Source organism: Streptococcus sp. 27098_8_74 (assembly GCF_041431705.1).
GTDB classification, from domain to species: domain Bacteria; phylum Bacillota; class Bacilli; order Lactobacillales; family Streptococcaceae; genus Streptococcus; species Streptococcus salivarius_E.
On sequence record NZ_JAPVYF010000012.1, the window covers coordinates 41,937 to 63,356 of the forward strand.

The 21,420-nt window shown below is 37.5% G+C and carries 23 protein-coding genes, 1 tRNA gene and 1 other RNA gene; 13 read left to right on the plus strand and 12 right to left on the minus strand.

Features of this window, described 5'->3' with window-relative positions:
* Positions 1-43: 43 nt before the first annotated feature.
* From O3670_RS06190 to O3670_RS06230, 9 genes are all read right to left on the minus strand, one after another.
* On the minus strand, positions 44-1,867 hold the full coding sequence (locus tag O3670_RS06190; protein ID WP_014635144.1) for an acyltransferase family protein: 1,824 nt from the start codon (positions 1,865-1,867) through the stop codon (positions 44-46).
* A complete protein-coding gene (locus O3670_RS06195) occupies positions 1,864-2,274 on the minus strand; it encodes an MORN repeat-containing protein (protein ID WP_014635145.1) in 411 nt (136 codons plus the stop codon). The genes O3670_RS06190 and O3670_RS06195 overlap by 4 nt, the downstream gene beginning before the upstream one ends.
* On the minus strand, positions 2,271-2,705 hold the full coding sequence (locus O3670_RS06200) for a low molecular weight protein-tyrosine-phosphatase (RefSeq protein ID WP_021144715.1): 435 nt from the start codon (positions 2,703-2,705) through the stop codon (positions 2,271-2,273). Before O3670_RS06200 ends, O3670_RS06195 begins: the two co-directional genes overlap by 4 nt.
* 275 nt (positions 2,706-2,980) lie before the next feature.
* Positions 2,981-4,273: an adenylosuccinate synthase gene (locus tag O3670_RS06205; protein WP_014632520.1), complete on the minus strand. Its 1,293-nt coding sequence runs from the start codon at positions 4,271-4,273 to the stop codon at positions 2,981-2,983.
* 235 nt (positions 4,274-4,508) lie between these two features.
* Positions 4,509-5,015: a DNA topology modulation protein gene (locus O3670_RS06210; RefSeq protein ID WP_037620457.1), complete on the minus strand. Its 507-nt coding sequence runs from the start codon at positions 5,013-5,015 to the stop codon at positions 4,509-4,511.
* A gap of 510 nt (positions 5,016-5,525) precedes the next feature.
* Positions 5,526-6,671 carry a low temperature requirement protein A gene (locus O3670_RS06215; RefSeq protein ID WP_014635148.1) on the minus strand — a complete coding sequence of 382 codons (1,146 nt, stop codon included), beginning with the start codon at positions 6,669-6,671 and terminating at the stop codon, positions 5,526-5,528.
* Positions 6,672-7,017: 346 nt separating this feature from the next.
* On the minus strand, positions 7,018-8,028 hold the full coding sequence (locus O3670_RS06220) for a YeiH family protein (RefSeq protein ID WP_037601289.1): 1,011 nt from the start codon (positions 8,026-8,028) through the stop codon (positions 7,018-7,020).
* A 579-nt stretch (positions 8,029-8,607) separates the two neighbouring features.
* Entirely contained in the window at positions 8,608-9,123 is a 516-nt protein-coding gene (locus O3670_RS06225; protein ID WP_037601286.1) for a DUF308 domain-containing protein, read from the minus strand.
* A 218-nt stretch (positions 9,124-9,341) separates the two neighbouring features.
* Positions 9,342-9,854 carry a helix-turn-helix domain-containing protein gene (locus O3670_RS06230; protein ID WP_037601283.1) on the minus strand — a complete coding sequence of 171 codons (513 nt, stop codon included), beginning with the start codon at positions 9,852-9,854 and terminating at the stop codon, positions 9,342-9,344.
* Positions 9,855-10,061: 207 nt separating this feature from the next.
* On the opposite strand from O3670_RS06230, the gene O3670_RS06235 reads away from it, so the two are divergent.
* From O3670_RS06235 to O3670_RS06250, 4 genes are read left to right on the plus strand one after another with little or no spacing between them, the layout of a single operon-like run.
* Positions 10,062-10,244: a hypothetical protein gene (locus O3670_RS06235; RefSeq protein ID WP_080702562.1), complete on the plus strand. Its 183-nt coding sequence runs from the start codon at positions 10,062-10,064 to the stop codon at positions 10,242-10,244.
* Positions 10,245-10,289: 45 nt separating this feature from the next.
* Positions 10,290-11,267 carry a replication initiation protein gene (locus tag O3670_RS06240; RefSeq protein ID WP_037601278.1) on the plus strand — a complete coding sequence of 326 codons (978 nt, stop codon included), beginning with the start codon at positions 10,290-10,292 and terminating at the stop codon, positions 11,265-11,267.
* A gap of 11 nt (positions 11,268-11,278) precedes the next feature.
* Entirely contained in the window at positions 11,279-11,467 is a 189-nt protein-coding gene (locus O3670_RS06245; RefSeq protein WP_000369785.1) for a DUF3173 domain-containing protein, read from the plus strand.
* Position 11,468: 1 nt separating this feature from the next.
* Entirely contained in the window at positions 11,469-12,608 is a 1,140-nt protein-coding gene (locus O3670_RS06250; RefSeq protein WP_037601275.1) for a site-specific integrase, read from the plus strand.
* Between the two features lie 86 nt (positions 12,609-12,694).
* Here O3670_RS06250 and O3670_RS06255 read toward each other — a convergent pair.
* From O3670_RS06255 to O3670_RS06265, 3 genes are all read right to left on the minus strand, one after another.
* Positions 12,695-12,767: transfer RNA gene (locus O3670_RS06255), tRNA-Lys, on the minus strand.
* A non-coding RNA gene (gene ssrS / locus O3670_RS06260) (6S RNA) lies at positions 12,768-12,963 on the minus strand.
* A gap of 86 nt (positions 12,964-13,049) precedes the next feature.
* Complete coding sequence (locus O3670_RS06265; RefSeq protein WP_073686023.1) at positions 13,050-14,318, minus strand: replication-associated recombination protein A; 1,269 nt, start codon at positions 14,316-14,318, stop codon at positions 13,050-13,052.
* A 169-nt stretch (positions 14,319-14,487) separates the two neighbouring features.
* Between O3670_RS06265 and rpmB the strand changes: the two genes are divergently transcribed.
* The 9 genes from rpmB to nrdG all read left to right on the plus strand — a co-directional run bounded on the left by rpmB (position 14,488) and on the right by nrdG (position 21,394).
* The gene (rpmB, locus tag O3670_RS06270) at positions 14,488-14,676 is read left to right on the plus strand and encodes a 50S ribosomal protein L28 (RefSeq protein ID WP_002885786.1); all 189 of its coding nucleotides are present in this window, start codon (positions 14,488-14,490) and stop codon (positions 14,674-14,676) included.
* A gap of 126 nt (positions 14,677-14,802) precedes the next feature.
* A complete protein-coding gene (locus O3670_RS06275; RefSeq protein WP_002885737.1) occupies positions 14,803-15,069 on the plus strand; it encodes an IreB family regulatory phosphoprotein in 267 nt (88 codons plus the stop codon).
* Positions 15,069-15,488, plus strand: a complete 420-nt coding sequence (gene ruvX / locus O3670_RS06280) for a Holliday junction resolvase RuvX (protein ID WP_002887078.1) — start codon at positions 15,069-15,071, stop codon at positions 15,486-15,488. Before O3670_RS06275 ends, ruvX begins: the two co-directional genes overlap by 1 nt.
* Positions 15,489-15,593: 105 nt before the next feature.
* Positions 15,594-15,899 (plus strand): DUF1292 domain-containing protein, encoded by a 306-nt coding sequence (locus tag O3670_RS06285; protein ID WP_002887079.1) that lies wholly within the window; start codon positions 15,594-15,596, stop codon positions 15,897-15,899.
* A 212-nt stretch (positions 15,900-16,111) separates the two neighbouring features.
* Positions 16,112-17,758, plus strand: coding sequence for a hypothetical protein (locus O3670_RS06290; RefSeq protein ID WP_164332303.1), 1,647 nt, complete (start codon positions 16,112-16,114; stop codon positions 17,756-17,758).
* Between the two features lie 98 nt (positions 17,759-17,856).
* The gene (gene nrdD / locus O3670_RS06295; protein WP_048790913.1) at positions 17,857-20,061 is read left to right on the plus strand and encodes an anaerobic ribonucleoside-triphosphate reductase; all 2,205 of its coding nucleotides are present in this window, start codon (positions 17,857-17,859) and stop codon (positions 20,059-20,061) included.
* Positions 20,062-20,150: 89 nt separating this feature from the next.
* On the plus strand, positions 20,151-20,282 hold the full coding sequence (locus O3670_RS06300; protein ID WP_002885877.1) for a hypothetical protein: 132 nt from the start codon (positions 20,151-20,153) through the stop codon (positions 20,280-20,282).
* Position 20,283: 1 nt separating this feature from the next.
* Positions 20,284-20,784 carry a GNAT family N-acetyltransferase gene (locus O3670_RS06305; RefSeq protein ID WP_002885693.1) on the plus strand — a complete coding sequence of 167 codons (501 nt, stop codon included), beginning with the start codon at positions 20,284-20,286 and terminating at the stop codon, positions 20,782-20,784.
* Positions 20,785-20,788: 4 nt separating this feature from the next.
* On the plus strand, positions 20,789-21,394 hold the full coding sequence (gene nrdG / locus O3670_RS06310; RefSeq protein WP_002885801.1) for an anaerobic ribonucleoside-triphosphate reductase activating protein: 606 nt from the start codon (positions 20,789-20,791) through the stop codon (positions 21,392-21,394).
* The last annotated feature ends 26 nt before the right edge of the window (positions 21,395-21,420 follow it).

Sequence of the window (21,420 nt, forward strand, 5' to 3'; positions counted from 1 at the left end):
ATTTGTCCATAAAAAAGAAGACAAGACTTGCCTTCTCTTTTAATTATTTCTTACCACCCTTAACTGGTGCTTTATCAGCTTTCTCTATAGCTTCTTTAATTGTCTTAGTATAGAGTTTAGCACCACGGTTAATTGAGTCGCTATCGGATCCAAAGTGAACCCCATCTGTACCATTCCAGATAGAAATATTTTCTTTAGCCACTTGATACCAGTCAGCAACCGTCACAAAGTCGTATTTCTTAGCCATCTCTAACTCATACTTACGTAACTGAATCAAAGATTGGGCCTCATTACCAGATTTACTACCATTATATGGTGTCACAAAGATAATATGGTGACCCTTAGGTAAATTCTTGATGATTTTATTAATAACGCCTTTATAGTCGTCAATCTCATTAACACCACCAGCAATGACAACATCCTTAGCAAGAGCATTACTATCCGCGTAATCTTTAAGCAAATCATTGATTGTTGATAGGTTACGACTGACAACTGCATCTATAGCGACATTATCAATACTTGATTCCAGCTGATCTTTTGATCTAAGAGCTACGGAGTCCCCTAAAACTGTCACTCCCTTATTCACACCAAATGAAGTAGCCTGACTGTTTTCCGCATTGGTACGCGTTAATTTCATCTTAGTCTGAGCTTGCGACAAACCATTAGCTTCTAAATCTTTCTCGAAGTTCCCTACAGCTGGCGCAAAGAGAGAAATAAGCACTGTAATTAAAGTAAGACCACTAAAAACATAAAGCACAATATGTCGGTACGGCGTCAAGTCTAAATCTATTCCAAAGAGACTGGCCTTTCTTCCTGCAATAAATGGCTCTATTATATAGTAGGAAAGTGTTGCGAAAACAATTGACAGAATCGTTGTCAGAATGACTGCAATAATATTATTGGTCAATTGACTAAAGATAATATATAGCGGCCAGTGAAAAAGATAGACACTATAGCTAATCTCTGCCAAATAACTAATAAGAGCAGGCTCTGATTTTCCAGGCAATTTCTCATGGAGGACACGGGCAGAGTAAATCATAACAGCCGTGAACAAACTAGCTAAAACAAAACCAAATAGATAGGTAATGCGTTCCTCAAAATGGAGAACTAAGCCCAACAATACGAGCAAGGCAAAACTTCCTACCATATAAAGGACTGTCTTTTTCAGAGTCCAAAGGCGTATATTTTTCTTGAACCTAGCGGTCGTTTCATACACACCTGAAAGTGTCGCAAAGAGAGAACCTAGGAAGAATGGATAGGCATGCGTAATTGATGAGAAATATAAGCGAGAAAAACTATCAACAAAGAAAGCACTAATAAACATTGATAGAAAACTCACCATAAAGCAGGCAAGAGATACCATAAAGACTAGGCTTCTAAATTGATTTTGATGTTTAACACGCTTAGCTAGGAACCAAAGCAAGGCACCCCAAAGAATATAATAGTGAACCTCAATAGCCAGACTCCATGTATGGAGGTAAATATGCTGGTTAAACTGGTTCTCATAATTTCCCCCGGTCAAAATCTCATAATAGTTAGTTACAAAACCGATAACAGAGGTGATTTGACGTCCAATACCTGCAATAAAATCATTTCGAACCAAGAGTGCCAAAGGGGTGCAGATAAGAACCATCAACACAAGTGGTGGTACTATCCGGTAGAAGCGTCGTCGCATAAAACCAAGGTAATCAATGCGATGCGTCCTAGATACCTCATCAATCAAAAGCGCTGTAATCAAATACCCTGAGAAGGTAAAGAAGACATCAACACCGATGAAGCCCCCAGGAAGGATACTTGGGAAGAAATGATAGATCAGGACCAAAAGAAGTCCTGTCACACGAATATAAGAAAACCAGTTAATTCTCATCCTTTAAAAATCCCCTGTTTAAATTTTCCTTTGTAGGTAACCTTATTTTCAGTAGTCAATTTTCCTTGACCATCGGCTTGACCAGACTTGAACTCTCCTTGATAAATCCAACCCTCATGAGATTTGAAGGTTCCTTGACCATTAAAGGAACCATTCTTAAATTCTCCCGTATAGGTATCACCATTATCATAGGTCAAAGTTCCTTGACCATTCAAACGATGGTTCTGCATCTGACCTTTATAGGCAATCTTAGTCCCATCAATCTTGATAGAATGTTGCGTTTTTATAGTCACCAAAAACAAGGACAGGGCGCATAAAATAATAACCCCTACTGTAATACGCTCAAATTGATTTCGGTCGATATCAATATTTTTAAAATCAAAATCCTTTAGTTGTTTAAAATTCATTGTCTATCCTTAATCCACTGTAACCAGTCTCGACAACCTGCAGTTACCAATTTATATGTTTCTTCAAAGTCACCTGTATACCATGGGTCCGGCACTCCACCAGGTCGGAAAAGCTTGATTTTATCGTCATAACGCCTTGCAGATATCTGTAAAAGATCCTCAACATTTGACTCATCCATTCCCACAACTAGATCAAAGAACTCAAAATCAGCCTGACTAATCTGTTGTGAGCCCTTGGAAGAGTCAAAAGAAATAGCATATTTCCTTAAAATCTTTTGGGTTCCTTGATGAACTGAATTTCCATGCTCCCATGAAGATGTCGCGCGACTTTCGATATGCAAAGACTTTTCTTGGTCCAGCTCTTTCATCACAAATTCTGCCATTGGGCTACGACAAATATTCCCCAGACAAACAAATACAATCTTATTCATTATTCACCTCTTGCCCAAAACTATTAAGAGATATGCTCACTTATTTTCTTCGTCAAAATTATGAACACACTTTTAAATCATGAAAGTAGGTTCTCATTAATTTTCATTTAATCAATCCATATTATACCGAAAAACTAATCAAATAGAAAGGTTTCTTTCCTAATCATATCGAAAAATTAGCAACCTTTTTTAACAGTTGCAATATTCCTATTAATCTATATATTTAAGGCGTGAGAAAAGAGAACCTAGTTTCCTAGATTCTCTTTTTGTTGGCTTTAGATATTTGACCAAACACTTTCAAGGATGTTTGTTTGTTCACGTCCTGGTCCTACAGAGAAAGTAGAGATACGTACACCTACCAATTCACCAACACGACGAACATAATTACGAGCATTTTCAGGAAGCTCATCTAAACTACGGCAACCTGTGATGTCTTCTTCCCAACCTGGCAATTCTTCATAGATTGGTTTACAACGTTTCAGTTGCTCAAGACTAGCTGGGTAGTGATCAATACGCTCACCATCAAGGTCATAAGCTACACAAATTTTTACAGTGTCAAGACCTGAGAGAACATCGATACAGTTCAAGCTGAGGTTTGTGATACCTGATACACGACGACTATGGCGCATCACCACTGAGTCAAACCATCCTACACGACGTGGACGTCCAGTTGTTGTTCCATATTCATGACCAACTTCACGGATGCGTTCACCCACTTCATCAAATAACTCAGTTGGGAAAGGACCATCACCAACACGACTCGTATAGGCCTTACATACACCAACTACCTTATTAATTTTAGATGGACCAACACCAGAACCGATTGTAACACCACCCGCAACTGGGTTTGATGACGTTACAAATGGGTAAGTCCCTTGGTCAATATCAAGCATAACCCCTTGAGCTCCTTCAAAGAGGACACGTTTACCTGCATCAAGAGCGTCATTCAAGATAACGGATGTATCTGTGACATATTGCTTAATTTGTTGTCCGTAAGCGTAGTATTCTTCAAAAATCTCATCGAATGATAATTCTTCAGCTTCATACATCTTACTGAAAAGACGGTTTTTCTCAGCTAAGTTCGTTTTCAAACGATCAGCAAAGATTTCTTTGTCCAAAAGGTCTGCAATACGGATACCTACACGCGCAGCCTTATCCATATAGGCAGGACCAATACCTTTGTTAGTTGTACCAATCTTATTGTCACCTTTGGCGGCTTCTTGCAGTTGATCAAGTTTAATATGGTACGGCAAAATAACGTGTGCGCGGTCAGAAATACGAAGGCTCTCTGTTGACACACCTTCTGCATGAAGATATTCCAACTCTTTGACAAGTGATTTAGGATTGACCACTACACCGTTCCCGATAACAGAGATTTTCTCTGGGAAGAAAATACCTGATGGAATCAAGTGCAATTTAAATTTCTTACCATCGATAACAATCGTGTGACCTGCATTGTCTCCACCTTGATAACGTGCAATCACTTCGGCATCTTGACTTAGGAAATCTGTAATTTTTCCTTTACCTTCATCACCCCACTGGGTACCCACAACAACTACTGATGTCATATTATTTTGATAACGGACAGCTCCACCTTTACGAGGCTGTCCCCACCTTTCTTGAAAAACTTCACGGTGGGAATTTCACCCACAAGTTTTGCGTTACAGTTTATTATAGCAGAAAAAAGTCTATTTGTTCAACGTTGAAAGCGCTTCTTACAAAATATTCTGACAGTTATAGCTAAGATTGCAACTAGTTATTTACTATATCTTTTTAACCTTGCTTCTTATGTATAACTATCAGCTATTTAACCTGCTTCATATAATCATTTAACTGCCTTTGATTCTTTAAAATAATTGTCTTGTCAGAATAATTTTTAACAACTGCATTATATCGCTCTACATATTTTTTAGAACGTCCGTCTAATAAAATCCATTTCACAAATGCAAAATCAAATTTTTCATTACAACCTTCTGCCATGCTAGGACGTGTCTTTCCCCTATATGTTAAATAACGCCTAAACGCCCGATAGAGACAATTAACTCTGTTAAAGTTGAAATATACAATACAGTCAGCTTCCCTCATACGTTCTTCATAAAGACAGGCCGAGTAATTCCCTTCAATAATCCAATCACTTTGTAGCATAAATGTTGATATATCGCCAGTCATTTCATCAACTGTTCGCTCTTGCCAATTTGATGTGAAATGAATTTTATCTAAATGAAGTACCTCACAATTGTAGTGTTGACCTAAAAAATTTGCCAAAGTCGACTTTCCAGAACCACTATAGCCAATGATTGCAATTTTCAACTCATGTCTCCTTTTTCAATTCTGTTTCTTGACTATTATCATAACACAAAGCATATATTTAGAAGAAATTATCATTGAGAACAACTCTCATTTAGACAAACAAGCACGTAAAGTTCTGTTTAAAGTGAGTTCTTTCTTAGAAAAATAAAAAGAGACTTATAAGCAAGTCTCTTCCCGATATTAAGATGCCCCCTACATGAATTTGTAAGAACTTTTCATATTGAAAATAAACAAAAATGTTGAAATATAGCTGATTTTAGGGAAATACTTTTAGGTATTTTCAATGTCAGGATTTAAAAATGGGGCAAAAGTGGGGCAAAAACAAATTAACGAAAAAAATATCGAGTTCGTGCATCAAGTAAATGATAAATTGCAAGAATAAGTGCAACATTTACTCGAACTCATCCTCTAGAGCTTCACTAGCAGTTCTGTAAGCTAAACATTTTCGTGGTCGGTGATTGATATCATATAAAGCCTTGGTTCCCAAAGCTTTTTTATGTTATAAACTCATTAAAAGAACCCCCAGTTAGATTTGGAATATTTTTTATTCTGTGTCACATAAAAATAAATAAAATGAATGGCTATAGCTAGAGCGAAGATGGTTGCAATACTCAGCACTATTGTAGGATTCGAAGCGAAAACCAAAGAGAGAATCAAGGCAGCCAGATAGAGTGTCGCTTGAGCACAGTAGTAACTTTTCGAATAGCGAAGATAGTTTTTGTTATAGGGCCCATTTGCTAGGACAGCAGCTTGGAAGAGGCCAATTCCGATATAAAAGAAGCTGATTGCAACGAGAAGATTAGCCTCAGGATTCAGAAGAAAACCCATCGAAACTGTCATCAACATAAGCCCAATGAAAATAGGATAGTGACTATAAATTATAAATAATCCCTTTTGATTGGATCCTTCGTCAATAGCATGGTCAAATTCACCAAAATAAAACAAGAACAGAGAAAGCATGATAACGAAATTAAGAACCGAATATATCGAGAAATTCTCAACTGTAAAGAAGTTAACTAGCCCAATAACCATCTCTCCAAACGTAATAATGACAAGAAGGGAGACGCGCTCGATTAAATGGGGAAGATTTACTTGGAAATGCTCATCTTTAGTAATCAAGAAAATTGGCACAATAAATGTTAGCAGAATACTAGCAATAAAGATATAGACTCCAACGTAAATAGGAAAAAGAGCTGCCAGATAGACTCCTAAGCTTTGTAGACCTGTCAACCATAGAAAACCTTTGATACTTTCCCGATCAGCACTATCGGTTGATCCTCTAAAAAACTGAACCAAATATTGAAAAAATAAGGTAAGGGTTAATGTGCCAACAGCCCAACAGGTATGATAGTACCATTGTTGCCAATTGTATCCAATCATATTGGATATAAAGAGCATAAGTCCCATGTTGATAAACATGATTACCATGTTAAATAACGAGTTTGTTCCATAGCGATTGGTATAAATGGTTTGAATCATCCAGGAATTGATGATAACCATGACAGAGATGAAGAAATCAAGTAAAGAGTCCCAAGCCAAAACACCGTTATGAATAGGGTGAATTAAAGCAGTTGCTTTTGAAATTGCAAAAACAAACACTAGGTCATAAAATAGTTCTGAAAATTCTACACGTTTATGCTTAATAAGAGTTGCCATCTTAAGACCTTTCTATTCTAGAAGTACAATTTATTATAACAGAAAATGGTAATGAGAGAAAAGGAGATGCTTAAATAACTTCATGTGACGCGAATTGTCAAAACCTTGGAGCACATTTACCTCATGTACCAACTCACAGGCAGAGTGTTTGATGATTGATAATGAAGAATGGGTAATGAAAAAATTATCGAAATGGATAGGGAATATCCCTTTTTATTTTGCTTTAAATCAGATTTTTGGATGGAATAGTAGATGATAAGACAAAATATCTTTGAAGATACAAAAAGACAAACGCCAAAAATGACGTTTGTCTACGTTCTGAGGTAGCCTTTAGGCTCCCTTTTTCTTAGAAAATACCGATGAGTAATTGCATGCCAAGACTAGTCAGGATGATAGCGATCCAGCAAAGGGCTCCAAGAAGAATGGATTTTCCACTGGATTTGATCATAGCAACGAGGTTAGTTTTGAGACCAATAGCACTCATAGCCATGATGATGAGGAATTTGGAGAGCTGTTTGAGAGGTGAAAAGAAGCTATTGCTAACACCAAAAGAAGTAAGGACGGTAGTTAGCAGAGAAGCTAGGATGAAGTAGAGAATGAAAACGGGGAAGATTTTTTTAAGCTTTACTCCTTGGTTGTTGTCTTGTTGACGGCTTTGCCAATAGGAGAGGAAGAGAGTAATAGGGATAATAGCTAAGGTACGAGTCAGTTTGACAATGGTTGCAGATTCTAGAGTATTGGTATGATACAGACTATCCCAGGCGCTAGCTGTGGCTGTTACAGAGGAAGTATCGTTGACCGCAGTACCCGCAAAGAGAGCAAAACCTTCGTTGGAGAGATGGAGCCAAGAACCTAGAGTTGGAAAGATAAGAGCTGCCAAGACATTGAAGAAAAAGATGACAGAGATGGCTTGAGCCACCTCTTTTTCTTTAGCATGAATGACAGGGGCTGTAGCAGCAATAGCAGAACCTCCACAAATAGAGGAACCAACACCAATCAAGGTAGCTAGCTTTGTATCTAAGTCAAAAAATCTCTGGAAGAGATAAGCTACAATCAAGGCGATAGAAATGGTTGAAAGAATAACGGGAAGAGAAGATTTTCCAACTGCGAAAACTTGAGAGATATTGAGTCCAAAACCAAGTAAGATAACAGCATACTGAAGCAATTTTTTGGAGCTATAAGTCAAACCAGCATCCAGTTGTTTATAGGGAGTGAGAAAGGGGTAGAGAATCATTCCGATAAAAATGGCGAAAACAGGTGCTCCCACAACAGGCAGAAAGCCTCCTAAAACCCAAGAGATGATAGAAATGATCAGACAGACTAACAGTCCTGCCCAATTTTTTGATAGAAATGACATAAAAACCTCCGAAAATAAATACTCCTTATTATAATCTTATCTGTCAGAAAAGTAAAATAAACAGTAGGAATAAGGTTGTAAATTAACGGAATTTTGCGGTCAGAGAGCTTTTGTAGTTTAATAGATATATGTTCTTTGATCAATAAGGATGCAAATGTGGCATATGTTATTGAAAAAAATGAATTTGATGAGCCTGGATATGTGAAGTAATTATGTGAGATAAGAAAATAAATAAGAGAGTTGAAAATGTACTGCACCCCAAAAGTTAGACAGAAAAAATCTAACTTTTGGGATCAGTACAAACAGTGCTTTTTTTGTTGAAATCGCAAAGAATCTAAGCTTTCTTTTTGCAGATAACATTCGCTCTTTTATTTTCGGTATGATTGAGTCGATGCCCCGTTCTCGACCGGTTATTATTGCAACTTATCGAATGCTAGAGCACTATGCCATCACTTTTTGGAAGAATACTTGGAGCAATTCTACGCAGAATGGAATGCGAAAAAGTGATAATTAAAGAGACAAAAAAGCTGAGAATATGATTTCCCAGCTTTTTTGAATGCGATAGAAATAGCAACTAGACTATTTACGAAAGGCCTCAATAATGTAGGTGAAGCCAGTAACTAAAAATGAAAAGGCAATGACATAAACGACAAAGACACCTGTAGCCACTGGATTGAACAGAATCACTAGACCTAGTAAAAATACAAGCAAGGCTACCCACGTGATATTGCTACCAATAATAGGGAAAATCAATCCTAGACGATTGCCTTTAAAGAAAGCAATAATGGCTTCTACAATTAACCAAATTCCTACAATGGTCGGAATGACGACCGGCAGGGTCACAAAGCCATAAGCAACGAGGTAAAGAGCTAAGAGAAGACTAACAAACCCTTGGAAAAGATAAACAGGTGAGCGAAGCTCTTTTGGTGCAGAGAAATAGCCTAAAATAGCTGCTATAGAAGAAACCAGTAAACCAAATGAAATCCACCAGCTGTAAGCAACAAGATTAGCTACTGGGTTTGTAAATAGGAAAAGTCCTAAAAGGACAAAAACAACTCCTGCAAGGAATAGCAGTAAACGATTAGAAAATTTCATTTCAATACCCCCTATATAGTATAGTCTGATAATTAAACTATTATACTTATTTTTATAGAAAATGTCAATAAAATAAATAAACAATTTGGAAGTTTCAGTCTGACTTACAAAAAGAAAAGGAGTTTCCACTCCTTTTCACAGATTGAAGACAAAGTCCTTATAAAAGTGTCTTCTAAAGATTTTAACTTCAATCTGAAGCGAGGTTATCCTCGCTTTTTCTATTTATCAAACAATTCCTTATTTTCAATCAAGAGTTCTAGTGGAGATTTTTCTCTTGCTACAATAAAACCAGGTTCATATTGGGTATGAAATGTTCTTTTCTGAGAAGTTGGATCAATATACAACTCTTCTCCATCTTCTGTGTATAGTTGGTTGCCTCTTGTTAGGTAAAGTAAATCCTCTAAGTGTTGTCCATTAGTATGTAGGAAATGCTCGATGTATTTGACAGCTTTTAAAATCTCACTTACTTTATCAGAGTATTCATTCGATTCAAGAACACTCTTTTCTAACTCAATCTCTTTACTAGTTCCAAATAGTTGGGTTGGAGTTGCGTTAAAATATTCTGCTATCTTATCCAAATTTGCAAAGGTAGGATAGCTTTTTTGTTTTTCATAATCAGAGATGGACTGTTTACCGATTCCTAAATCTTCCGCAAGTTGAGTTTGACTTACTCCTTTTTCTATGCGTAGTCGTGCCAAATTGGGTCCAAAATTTTGAATAATAAAGGTCATGGGAAACTCCTAATTTTATTTTTAACTTATTTTATCACCTATAAACTTACAAATCAAGTTTTTAGTTGACTATCCAAAATAATTTTTATAAAATATATTTATAACTTATAAACAAGTTATAAACTATACAAAATGGTTCGTAAGTTTAAGGACAGTGAGTGAGGAGGAAGTTGAGGGCGAGACTATGACTTATGACTATTCGAAGCCTTGGAGCTAGAAATTGTGTGGACAAGGTCAAGGGACGAGCCTGACGGGAAGTCAGGCGAAGTCCTGCAGACTGTCGTCCAGACAATTTCTAGCCAAGCAAAAGCTGGCTATTCTAACAGCCAGCAAAAAGGTACACTTAGGACAACGTCCAAAGAACGACGGAACGAGCAAACGTTGATTTGACGGTGTTTCTGAGACCTAAAAAATCTAAAAGAAGGGGGGACAATTTTGTTGGTTTCTTTACAAGATTTAAGAAGCATTCAAGAACGATGTGAAATAGGAGAATTAGTACAGATGTTAGATGTCAGTATTGATAGATTAACGGTTATCTGGGATACAGACACTGGTTCCCTAAGACGAATTTTCAAAAATCTGAAACAGGCAATAAGTACAAGAGTTGACTCATTTGAAATATATGATAATGTTCGAGATGATGTCTTTACTTTAGCTAAAGTTTTTAATGAGTATGATTCGATCAATATTATATTTTTTCAATTATCCACTTATGGAGGTGAACAATTGATTCGAATTGATTTCAATCCTAATACTTTAAAAGAATTTGATGGAATGAAAGTATGGCGACAATTAATGTACTTTGCTAGATTGAATTCATTGACGGTACGTTTGTCTCGTTTTGATTTGGCATTTGACATTTTTAACAGGCCTGAAATCGTTAATTTGCAACATATTAAAGGTGGTGTTACCCATAAGGTCTTCTATGGTCGAGGGGGCGAATTAGAGACGAAATATTGGGGTTCTAGCGGTAGTAATGTACAAGTTAGGTTATATGATAAGAACAAAGAAATCATTGCTCATAAGCGCGAAGAGAAGCTAGATTTGGCTGTAAATCCGTTTTGGTGGAGACTGGAGTTCCAACTCAGAACCAAAGCGATTGGTGAGGAGATGGTCCAAGATATTATGAATCGACTTGATAATTTCGGATTTTATAAGCTAGAACATATTCGAGTAGAGCAAAGAGCATTTACAATTATCTTTCTCAATAATCCTGAACTGTTATCATTAGCTTTTCCAAATTTAAAATCTGACAGCATCAAAAAGAAAAAAACAAGAGTCCGCAAATTATTGAGAGAAGAAACGAACCAATTTGCGGAAGAATTAAAAGAAGTATTAATACAGAATCTCCCTAAATTAAATACAGAATTAAAACTACTTGTAGGCGAGTTTCTGAATTTAGAAAATAATTAAGGAGGATAACTATGGATAATAATTTAATTAGTAACAAAGAATTAATTGAAATGGGCTATCGCCCTCATACAGCGAATGATATCATTCATCAGGCAAGAGAATTACTTGTATCACGAGGCTATACATTTTATAATCGCAAACGTTTGATGGTTGTTCCAAAAAGTGTTGTAAATGAGATTCTAGGAACAGAGGTGGCGTAATATGGCAAGTGTTCGTTATCGAAAGCGAGGAGATAGTAACTTATGGACCTATGAAATTCGTAACGAAGGAAAAACTGTTGCTCATAATAGCGGTTTTAAAACAAAAAAACTTGCAGAGTCAGAAGCTGAACCGATTCTGCAAGAACTTCGTTTAGGGAAAAGAATTTCTAGAGATATTTCTCTTGTCGATCTATATCAAGAATGGCTTGAACTAAAAATTCTACCGAGTAGTAGATCGGAAGAGACAAAGAAAAAATATCTTCTCCGTAAAAACACAATTGAAAGATTATTTGGAAATAAAAAAGTCACTCAAATTCGTGCGAGTGAATACCAAAGAATTATGAATAAGTATGGACAAACAGTTGGTAGAAATTTTCTTGGTAGATTGAATACTGGGATTCATCAGAGCATCCAAATGGCAATTGCCGACAAAGTTCTAATAGATGATTTTACACAACATGTCGAGTTATTTTCATCCAAAGAACAACAGATGACAGAAGAGAAATATTTACATACAGAAAGGGACTATCTGGATTTACTTTTAGCAGTAAAGAAAAAATTTGATTACCAACGTTCAATTGTTCCTTATATCATCTATTTTCTATTAAAAACAGGCATGAGGTTTGGAGAGTTAATAGCGTTAACTTGGAATGAAGTTGACTTTGACAGAGGACTGCTAAAAACATATAGGAGGTTTAATACCCTTTCTCATAAATTTGTCCCTCCAAAAAACAAAACGTCTATTCGTATGGTACCGATAGACGAAGAATGTATCAAAATTTTGCGCCTTTTACAAACGGAGCAAGAAAGAGCAAACATGGAGTTAGGAATCAAAAATCGATATCGAATGATCTTTCAACATTTTGGATATATTCATTCAGTTCCAGATATTGCAAGCGTCAATAAAGCTTTGAGTGTTCTCTTAAATGAGTTGGACATTTATCCAATTATCACGACAAAAGGAGCACGTCACACCTATGGAAGCTACCTCTGGCACAAAGGGTTTGACCTTGGAGTTATTGCAAAAATTCTAGGGCATAGAGATATTTCAATGTTGGTAGAAGTATATGGACACACTTTAGAAGAGAAAATTTTTGAGGAATTTAATCAAATCAGAGATATCTGGAAAGATTGCTCATAAAAAAATGTGGGGCAAACGATGGGGCAAATGCTCTTAAGACAAGCAAAAAAGCCTTGGTTATCAAGGCTTTTACTGTTGGAGTTTGATGCCCCCTACAGGGCTCGAACCTGTGACCCATGGATTAAGAGTCCACTGCTCTACCAACTGAGCTAAGGAGGCTGGATGCTGTATTGGTACCGATGATCCACGGTTTGTATTGAACCCGCGACGTAAAAAAGCAGGTGGGCGACTCGCTACTAACTTCAGTTGCTTCTGGGTGAGCCAGCCTGCACACTGTTAATAGACCTCTGTCTCCCGATAATACAAAAATTAGTCGGTCAACACTTATATGTGGATTCGTATACCACAGCAATTTCTATGTTTTTATAATACCACTTTTGAAAATTATTGCAAGAGGAAAAATCAATTTTTTTGCAATCGTTTTCGTTGATTCCTCTCGTATTACCTAGATAACTTATCAATCCGTTCTTTATTAGCTCCAAGAGCTCTTTCATATTTCCCGGTTTCATTGGGTTGGAAATAATTCACACCTCTTAATTTATCCGGAAGGTATTGTTGCTTGACCCACTTTTCAGGATAAGCATGGGGATACTTGTAATCTTGTGCATTGCCCAGTTCCTTGCTTCCAGCATAGTGTCCATCTCTCAAATGACGAGGAATCGGTAAATTTCCTGATTTTCTAAGGTCTGCCAAGGCAGCATCCATAGCCATATAAGCCGAATTCGACTTAGGAGATAAAGCTAAGTCAACAACTACATTGGCTATCAAAATACGCGCCTCTGGGAAACCTACTTTCTGTGCAGCTTCCAAAGCTGTAACCGTGTGAACTTGCGCATCAGGATTAGCTAAACCAATATCCTCGTATGCAATCACAGTCAAACGCCGCGCTAGACTAGGGAGATCTCCTGCTTCAACCAAACGCGCTGCATAATGAAGACTGGCATTAACATCAGAGCCTCGAATAGATTTTTGCAAAGCAGAGAGCACATCATAGTGTCCATCACCGTCTTTATCCATGGTGATATAGCTACGTTGTAAACTATTTTCCACTGTATCTAAAGTAATATGGCGAAGCCCATCTTCTGAAGCTGGCGTCGACATGACAGCTAGATCCAACGAATTATAAGCCGAACGTAGATCACCATTAGTAGCTGTAGCAATAAAATCTAGAGCATCATCATCTAACTGGACATCAAAGTCAAAACCACGCTCCTTGGCCTCTAAAACACTTAGGATAGCTTCCTTAATATCCTCGTTAGAGAGTGGTTCCAACTCAAATATTTGTACACGACTACGGATGGCTGGTGTTACAGAAAAAAACGGATTCTCCGTTGTAGCCCCAATCATGATAATATTACCATTCTCTAAGAGTGGTAATAAAAAGTCTTGTTTAGCTTTATCTAAACGATGAATCTCATCTAGGAGCAGAACTAAGCCACCTGAAAATTTAGCCTCTTCCGCAATTTCCTGCAGGCGTTTCTTGCTATCAACTGTAGCATTAAAGGTTCTAAAAGCAAATTTTGTTGTTCCTGCAATAGCACTAGCTATTGAGGTCTTCCCGATTCCTGGTGGTCCGTAGAGAATCATTGACGACAGCATATTCGCTTCTACCATACGGCGAATAATTTTACCTTCACCAACCAAATGCTTCTGACCAATCACCTCTGAAATTGTACGTGGACGCATGCGTAGAGCAAGATTATCTGGCATCTTCTCTCCTTTTTCAACTGATTTTTTCTTATTATAATAAGCATATACTATTTTGTTATAAAAAGAAATTATAAATAGTTCTTGTCAAACCTAAATTCTTATGATAGAATGTTTTGGTATGTGGTGCTAGCACATCCGTAATAAATTCTACCTAGGAGGAAAACACGAAATGGCTAAAGTATGTTACTTTACAGGACGTAAAACTGTTTCTGGAAACAACCGTTCACACGCTATGAACAAAACTAAACGTGCCGTTAAACCTAACCTTCAAAAAGTTACTATCCTTGTTGATGGTAAACCTAAAAAAGTTTGGGCTTCAGCTCGTGCGCTTAAATCTGGTAAAGTTGAACGCGTTTAATCTTATTGGATATTAAGAGAGATGACTTCAGTCGTCTCTTTTTTTGTTCATCGTCTTTCCCTTTTGGCTATACTTATGTTATAATAAAGAACTAACAGATAATTCTTATAGAAAGAAGGTGTCAGTATGGGATTTACAGATGAAACTGTTCGTTTCAACCTAGACGACGGTAGCAAAGATGAAATCAGTAATACTTTGACAAATGTCTACCGTTCGTTGGCTGAGAAAGGTTATAATCCTATCAACCAAATTGTCGGTTATGTTCTGAGCGGTGACCCTGCTTATGTTCCGCGTTATAATGACGCCCGTAACCAGATTCGTAAATACGAACGTGATGAAATCGTTGAAGAACTCGTTCGCTATTATCTTAAAGGAAATGGAATTGACCTCTAATGCGAGTAATGGGACTTGATGTTGGCTCAAAAACAGTAGGTGTTGCGATTAGTGATCCCCTCGGTTTTACAGCCCAAGGCGTTGAAATTATCAAAATTGACGAGGAGGCTGAAGAGTTTGGTTTCGACCGACTAGGCGAGCTCGTTAAAGAATATAAGGTAGAAAAATTTGTTGTTGGTCTTCCTAAAAATATGAATAACACTGAAGGACCACGTGTTGAGGCAAGCAAAGCCTATGGTGACAAAATCAAGGAAATCTTTGGAATTCCTGTAGATTACCAAGACGAACGCTTGACAACTGTTCAAGCCGAGCGTATGTTGGTTGAACAAGCAGATGTCAGCCGTGGTAAACGTAAAAAAGTTATTGATAAATTAGCTGCCCAACTTATTCTACAAAACTACCTCGATCGAATGTTTTAAGAAAGTGTAATAGAGACCTAATAGTCAAGTGACAATCTAGTAAATTGCCAAGCAATATACTAGATTTCCTCACTATTCAGTGCTCTCTACAAAAAGGAGAACAATATGTCACACAATCACGACCACAACCATGATCATGAAGTCATCACTTTAGTAGACGAACAAGGAAATGAAACACTTTTTGAAATCTTGTTGACTATTGATGGACGCGAAGAATTTGGTAAAAACTATGTTCTTTTGGTACCAGCTGGTGCTGAAGAAGATGCTAATGGAGAAATTGAAATCCAAGCATACTCATTCACTGAAAATGAAGACGGTACTGAAGGCGACCTTCAACCAATCCCTGAAGATTCAGATGCTGAATGGGATATGATTGAAGAAGTTTTCAATAGCTTCATCGATGAAAACTAAAAAATAATCAATGCCATAGGCAAAGAAATGACTTGTTAAAAAGAGATTGGGATATTGTATCTCAGTCTCTTTTTTAGATATTTTTTTCTTAAATGTAAGAAATTAGAGGAAAATTGACTAAATGGTATTATCTGATATACTTTAAATAAGACAATTAGGGGATAAGACCCTTTTATTTATAACTATCCAAATGTCAACAAAGGAGTTTAATTGTGAGTCCATACAACGAAGACAATACTTTAGATTCAAGTGGCTACCAAGGTTATCATCGAAGCCACCATCAATCTCATATACAAGATAATCAATCCGAAAAGATTGAAGTGGCAATTCAGGGACATACAGAAGAATCCAATTCGTCTCAAATAGAGAAAAAAACTAAGATTTCACTTCCATGGAAGCATAAAGGCCATATCCTGATTCTCAGTTTGATTTTGAGTATTTTTAGTATATCAGTTCCCTGCTTTACAGACTTTGCCAATAATATACAGTCTCAAAACCTTTACATTGCAAAAATGTTTGCCAATGGTAGCTTACCCTACTCTGACTTTTTTGCGACAGGCGGCTTCTTTTATTACTTACTAGTTTCTCTGGCTTTCCGTTTAGGATCAACTCTTTGGCTGATTCCTATTCAATTCCTTAGCTACTATCTTTCTGGAAGTTACCTTTACAAGACTGTCATGCACATGACAAACAAGAAGGAAATTGCCACTCTAATTAGTATTATTTTCTATGTCACTAATGGAACACTTGGTTTTGGTGGGCTCTACCCTATCCAATTTGCTATGCCTTTTGTCCTAGGTGCTATCTTCTTCTTAACTCGTTACTTTGCGGGTCACAGTCGTGATGAAGCCTTTATTCTTTACGGCTTCGCTGGCACTGCGGGAGCTCTTTTTGAAGCTCGAACTCTTATTTTCTGGATATTGTCACTTGTGACAATCTTCGTTTACAACCTTGTCAACAAACACTTTGCTCGTGGTTTTTATCAAGTTCTTTGTATTATTTTTGGTAACATTCTAGTATTGTATCTATGTCTTTACTTTATCCTGAATTTACAAATTACATCGGACTATATTAACCAAGTTTTGGTTTACAACTTTACACAACTTGCTGTAGAAAAAAATGACTTTCTACTTACGTTAGCTTACCAAAGTTTTGCTGTCATCGGCTCTGGATTACTTATTGGTGCACTGACTACAAGCAACCACCTTCTTGGCGATGCTAAAGATAAGAGCATCAAGTGGGTACTACTCCTTAGTTTTATCTTTACAGTGGTTTACAGCTTGTTCTCTCAAAGTTTTGGGCTTTACAGTATTCTCAACATCGTACCTTATGGTCTAGTCTTGACAGCACTTTCTTTAGATGATGCTATTAAAAAGAGAGCAGAGCGAACTTCTCACCGACGTCGTAATGGTAACCAGATTCACACACTTAAAGTTTTTGGTATATTCCTTAGTCGTAATTACTTCTTACCTATTGCAGTCTTTGCATTTGCTTTCGCGATGCCAATCATTATGTTCCTATTTAATTTAGGAAATAATACTGAACGTAGTACTGTTGCAAATTACCTCGCTAAAAATACCAAAAAAGATGAAACTATCTACGTTTACGATTCATCAGCAAAAATTTATTTGGAAAGCAGTCGTAAAGCAGCCTCACAATTTGTTCTTCCAGAACTTAACACAGCTAAATCTAGTCATCAGAAAGCTCTATCAGATACTATTATCCAAGATTCAGCACAATATATCGTTGTCCAACAAGATACACAACTACCTTCTGATGTTAAATCTACACTTTCAAAAAACTATAAAAAAGCCCCTGTAAAAGGCGTTGAACGATACACTGTTTACGTCCTAAAATAGGTCGAAAAATCAATATATAGTGGTTAAGATAAAAATATACCACAATATATTGATTTTTTTTTGCCTAGTGCTATAATTAGTAACGAGGTGATTTTTAGATGATTACATTAGAAAAAGAAAAGGTTACAATCAACCCTGATATCAAAGTCATCAAACGTGATGGTCGTATGGTTGTCTTTGATTCAAGTAAAATATATGAGGCTATCCTAAAAGCAAGTGAGGCTATTACACCTATCACACCCTTGATTGAAGCAAAGTTGGAGGGAATTGCCAACCGTATTGTTGCTGAAATCAATGACCGCTTCACTCAAAATATCAAAATATATGAAATCCAAAGCATAGTAGAGCACGAGTTACTCGAAGCTAACGAATATGCTATCGCTCAAGAATATATCAACTATCGTACCAAACGTGATTTTGAGCGTTCTCAGGCTACTGACATCAATTTCACCATTAGTAAACTTGTTAATAAAGACCAGGCTGTTGTTCATGAAAATGCTAATAAAGATAGCGATCTTTACAATACGCAACGTGATTTAACCGCAGGAATTGTCGGAAAATCTGTAGGACTTAAGATGCTTCCTCCACACGTAGCAAATGCTCATCAAAAGGGAGATATCCATTTCCACGATTTAGACTACAGCCCTTACACACCTATGACCAACTGTTGTTTGATTGACTTCAAAGGCATGTTGGCAAATGGTTTTAAAATTGGTAACGCTGAAGTTGAGAGTCCTAAATCCATTCAAACTGCAACAGCACAAATTTCACAAATCATCGCAAATGTTGCCTCTAGTCAATATGGTGGCTGTACTGCAGACCGTATCGATGAGTTTTTAGCTCCTTACGCAGAACTTAACTACAAAAAACACTTAGCTGATGCTAAAGAGTGGGTAGCTGAAGAAAAACGTGAAGACTATGCACGCGCCAAAACGCGTAAAGATATCTACGATGCTATGCAATCTCTTGAATACGAGATTAATACGCTTTTCACTTCGAATGGACAAACTCCCTTTACCTCTCTCGGTTTCGGTTTAGGGACAAACTGGTTTGAGCGTGAAATCCAAAAGGCTATCCTACAAGTTCGTATTTTAGGACTTGGCTCCGAACACCGTACTGCCATTTTCCCTAAACTCATTTTTACCTTAAAACGTGGACTCAACTTAGAGCCTAGCTCACCTAACTACGATATTAAGCAACTAGCTCTTGAATGTGCAACAAAGCGTATGTATCCAGATGTCTTGTCATATGACAAAATCGTTGAATTGACAGGTTCCTTTAAAGCTCCTATGGGATGTCGTTCCTTCCTACAAGGGTGGAAGGATGAAAATGGTATTGAAGTTAATTCTGGACGAATGAATCTGGGTGTTGTAACCCTTAATCTTCCTCGAATTGCCCTAGAATCTAAGGGAGACCAAGATAAATTTTGGGAAATTTTTGAAGAAAGAATGGGAATTGCCAAAGATGCACTCATCTACCGAGTTGAACGTGTCAAAGAAGCTACACCTGCTAATGCACCTATTCTTTATCAGTACGGGGCCTTTGGCCAACGTCTGGGTAAATTCGACAATGTAGATCAACTCTTCAAACATCGTCGTGCAACCGTATCACTTGGTTATATTGGGCTTTATGAAGTAGCATCTGTTTTTTATGGTAGTGACTGGGAGACTAATCCAGAAGCCAAAGCGTTCACGTTAGATATCGTTAAATCTATGAAAAATGCTTGTGAAAGTTGGTCTGACGAATATGATTATCATTTCTCTGTTTATTCAACACCATCAGAGAGTTTAACGGATCGTTTCTGTCGTTTGGATACTGAAAAGTTCGGTGTCGTGACTGATATCACAGATAAAGAATATTACACCAACTCTTTCCACTACGATGTTCGTAAAAATCCAACACCATTTGAAAAATTAGAATTCGAAAAAGCTTACCCAGAAGCTGGCGCAACTGGTGGATTCATCCATTACTGCGAATATCCAGTCCTCCAGCAAAATCCAAAGGCACTCGAAGCTGTCTGGGACTTTGCTTATGACCGTGTCGGTTACCTCGGAACGAATACTCCAATTGATAAATGCTACAAGTGTGATTTTGAAGGAGACTTCACCCCAACAGAACGTGGATTCATGTGCCCTAACTGTGGCAACACAGATCCTAAAACAGTTGATGTTGTCAAACGTACTTGCGGCTATCTAGGAAATCCACAGGCACGCCCAATGGTTAAAGGACGCCACAAAGAAATCTCTGCTCGAGTCAAACACATGAACGGTTCAACCATAAAATATGAAGGTAAACACCTTTAATAAGACCTAGAATACATTATAATAAACTAGAAGCAGCTGGATGATACCTTCCAACTGCTTTGCTTATTTCATTTTTAGAAAGGAATATAATGGGAAAATATCAGTTAGATTATAAAGGTATGCAACAAGTGGAACGTTACCACGAAAAAAATGCAACTGTAAAAAACGATAAAAAAGCACGTGTCCAAGCCCTTTTGAAAAAAGCTGGAAAGAAGAAATAATATGATCTTACGCCGACCGAGTCAAACAGATAAAGAAGCTATCTTAGAGATGATGGCTGAATTTGAAAGGGAGCAATCTGCTCATGATGGTGGATTTTGGAACCCCGACAATTTTGTTTATGAAGAGTGGCTGGAAGAAAATATTCAAGCGGAAGCGGGACTCAATATTCCTGAAAACTGGGTTCCTGCTATCCAGCTGGTTAGTTTTGACGAAGCGGATCATGCTCTTGGTTTCCTCAACCTTCGTCTCCGATTAAATGACTACTTACTAGAAAAAGGGGGCCATATTGGCTACTCTATCCGTCCATCCGAACGAGGAAAGGGTTATGCGAAAGAATCACTCCGTCAAGGCTTACAAGTAGCTAAAGACAAGAATATTCATCGTGCTCTGGTCACTTGTAGTATCAAGAATCCTGCTAGTCGAGCTGTTATATTAGCCAACGGTGGCCAGTTGGAGAACATTCGCCATGAAACTGAGCGCTATTGGATAGATTTGGAGTAGAATCATGACATGGAATACACCAAAACCACAGGAATGGAAGTCTGAAGAACTTAGCCAAGGACGTATTATTGACTACAAAGCTTTTAATTTCGTTGATGGTGAAGGCGTGCGTAACTCCCTTTACGTCTCTGGTTGCATGTTTCATTGCGAGGGATGCTATAACGCTGCCACCTGGTCCTTTAAGGCAGGAATTCCCTATACTAAAGAACTTGAAGAACAAATCATGAGGGATCTAGCTCAACCTTACGTACAAGGTCTCACGCTACTTGGTGGTGAACCCTTCCTAAACACAGGAATTCTCATTCCCCTAGTCAAACGCATTCGTGAGGAACTCCCGGAAAAAGATATCTGGTCTTGGACTGGTTATACTTGGGAGGAGTTGATGCTTGAAACTCCTGATAAACTAGAACTTCTTCAACTCGTTGACATTCTCGTTGACGGCCGCTTTGACATCACTAAAAAGAACCTTATGCTCCAGTTTCGAGGATCATCTAATCAACGTATTATTGATGTCAAAAAATCTCTTAATCAAGGAGAAGTCGTTATTTGGGACAAGCTAAATGACGGTCAAACGAACTATGAACAAGTCGATCGTAAAGATATGCTATAAAAAAGTCTGAGCTTATAACTCAGACT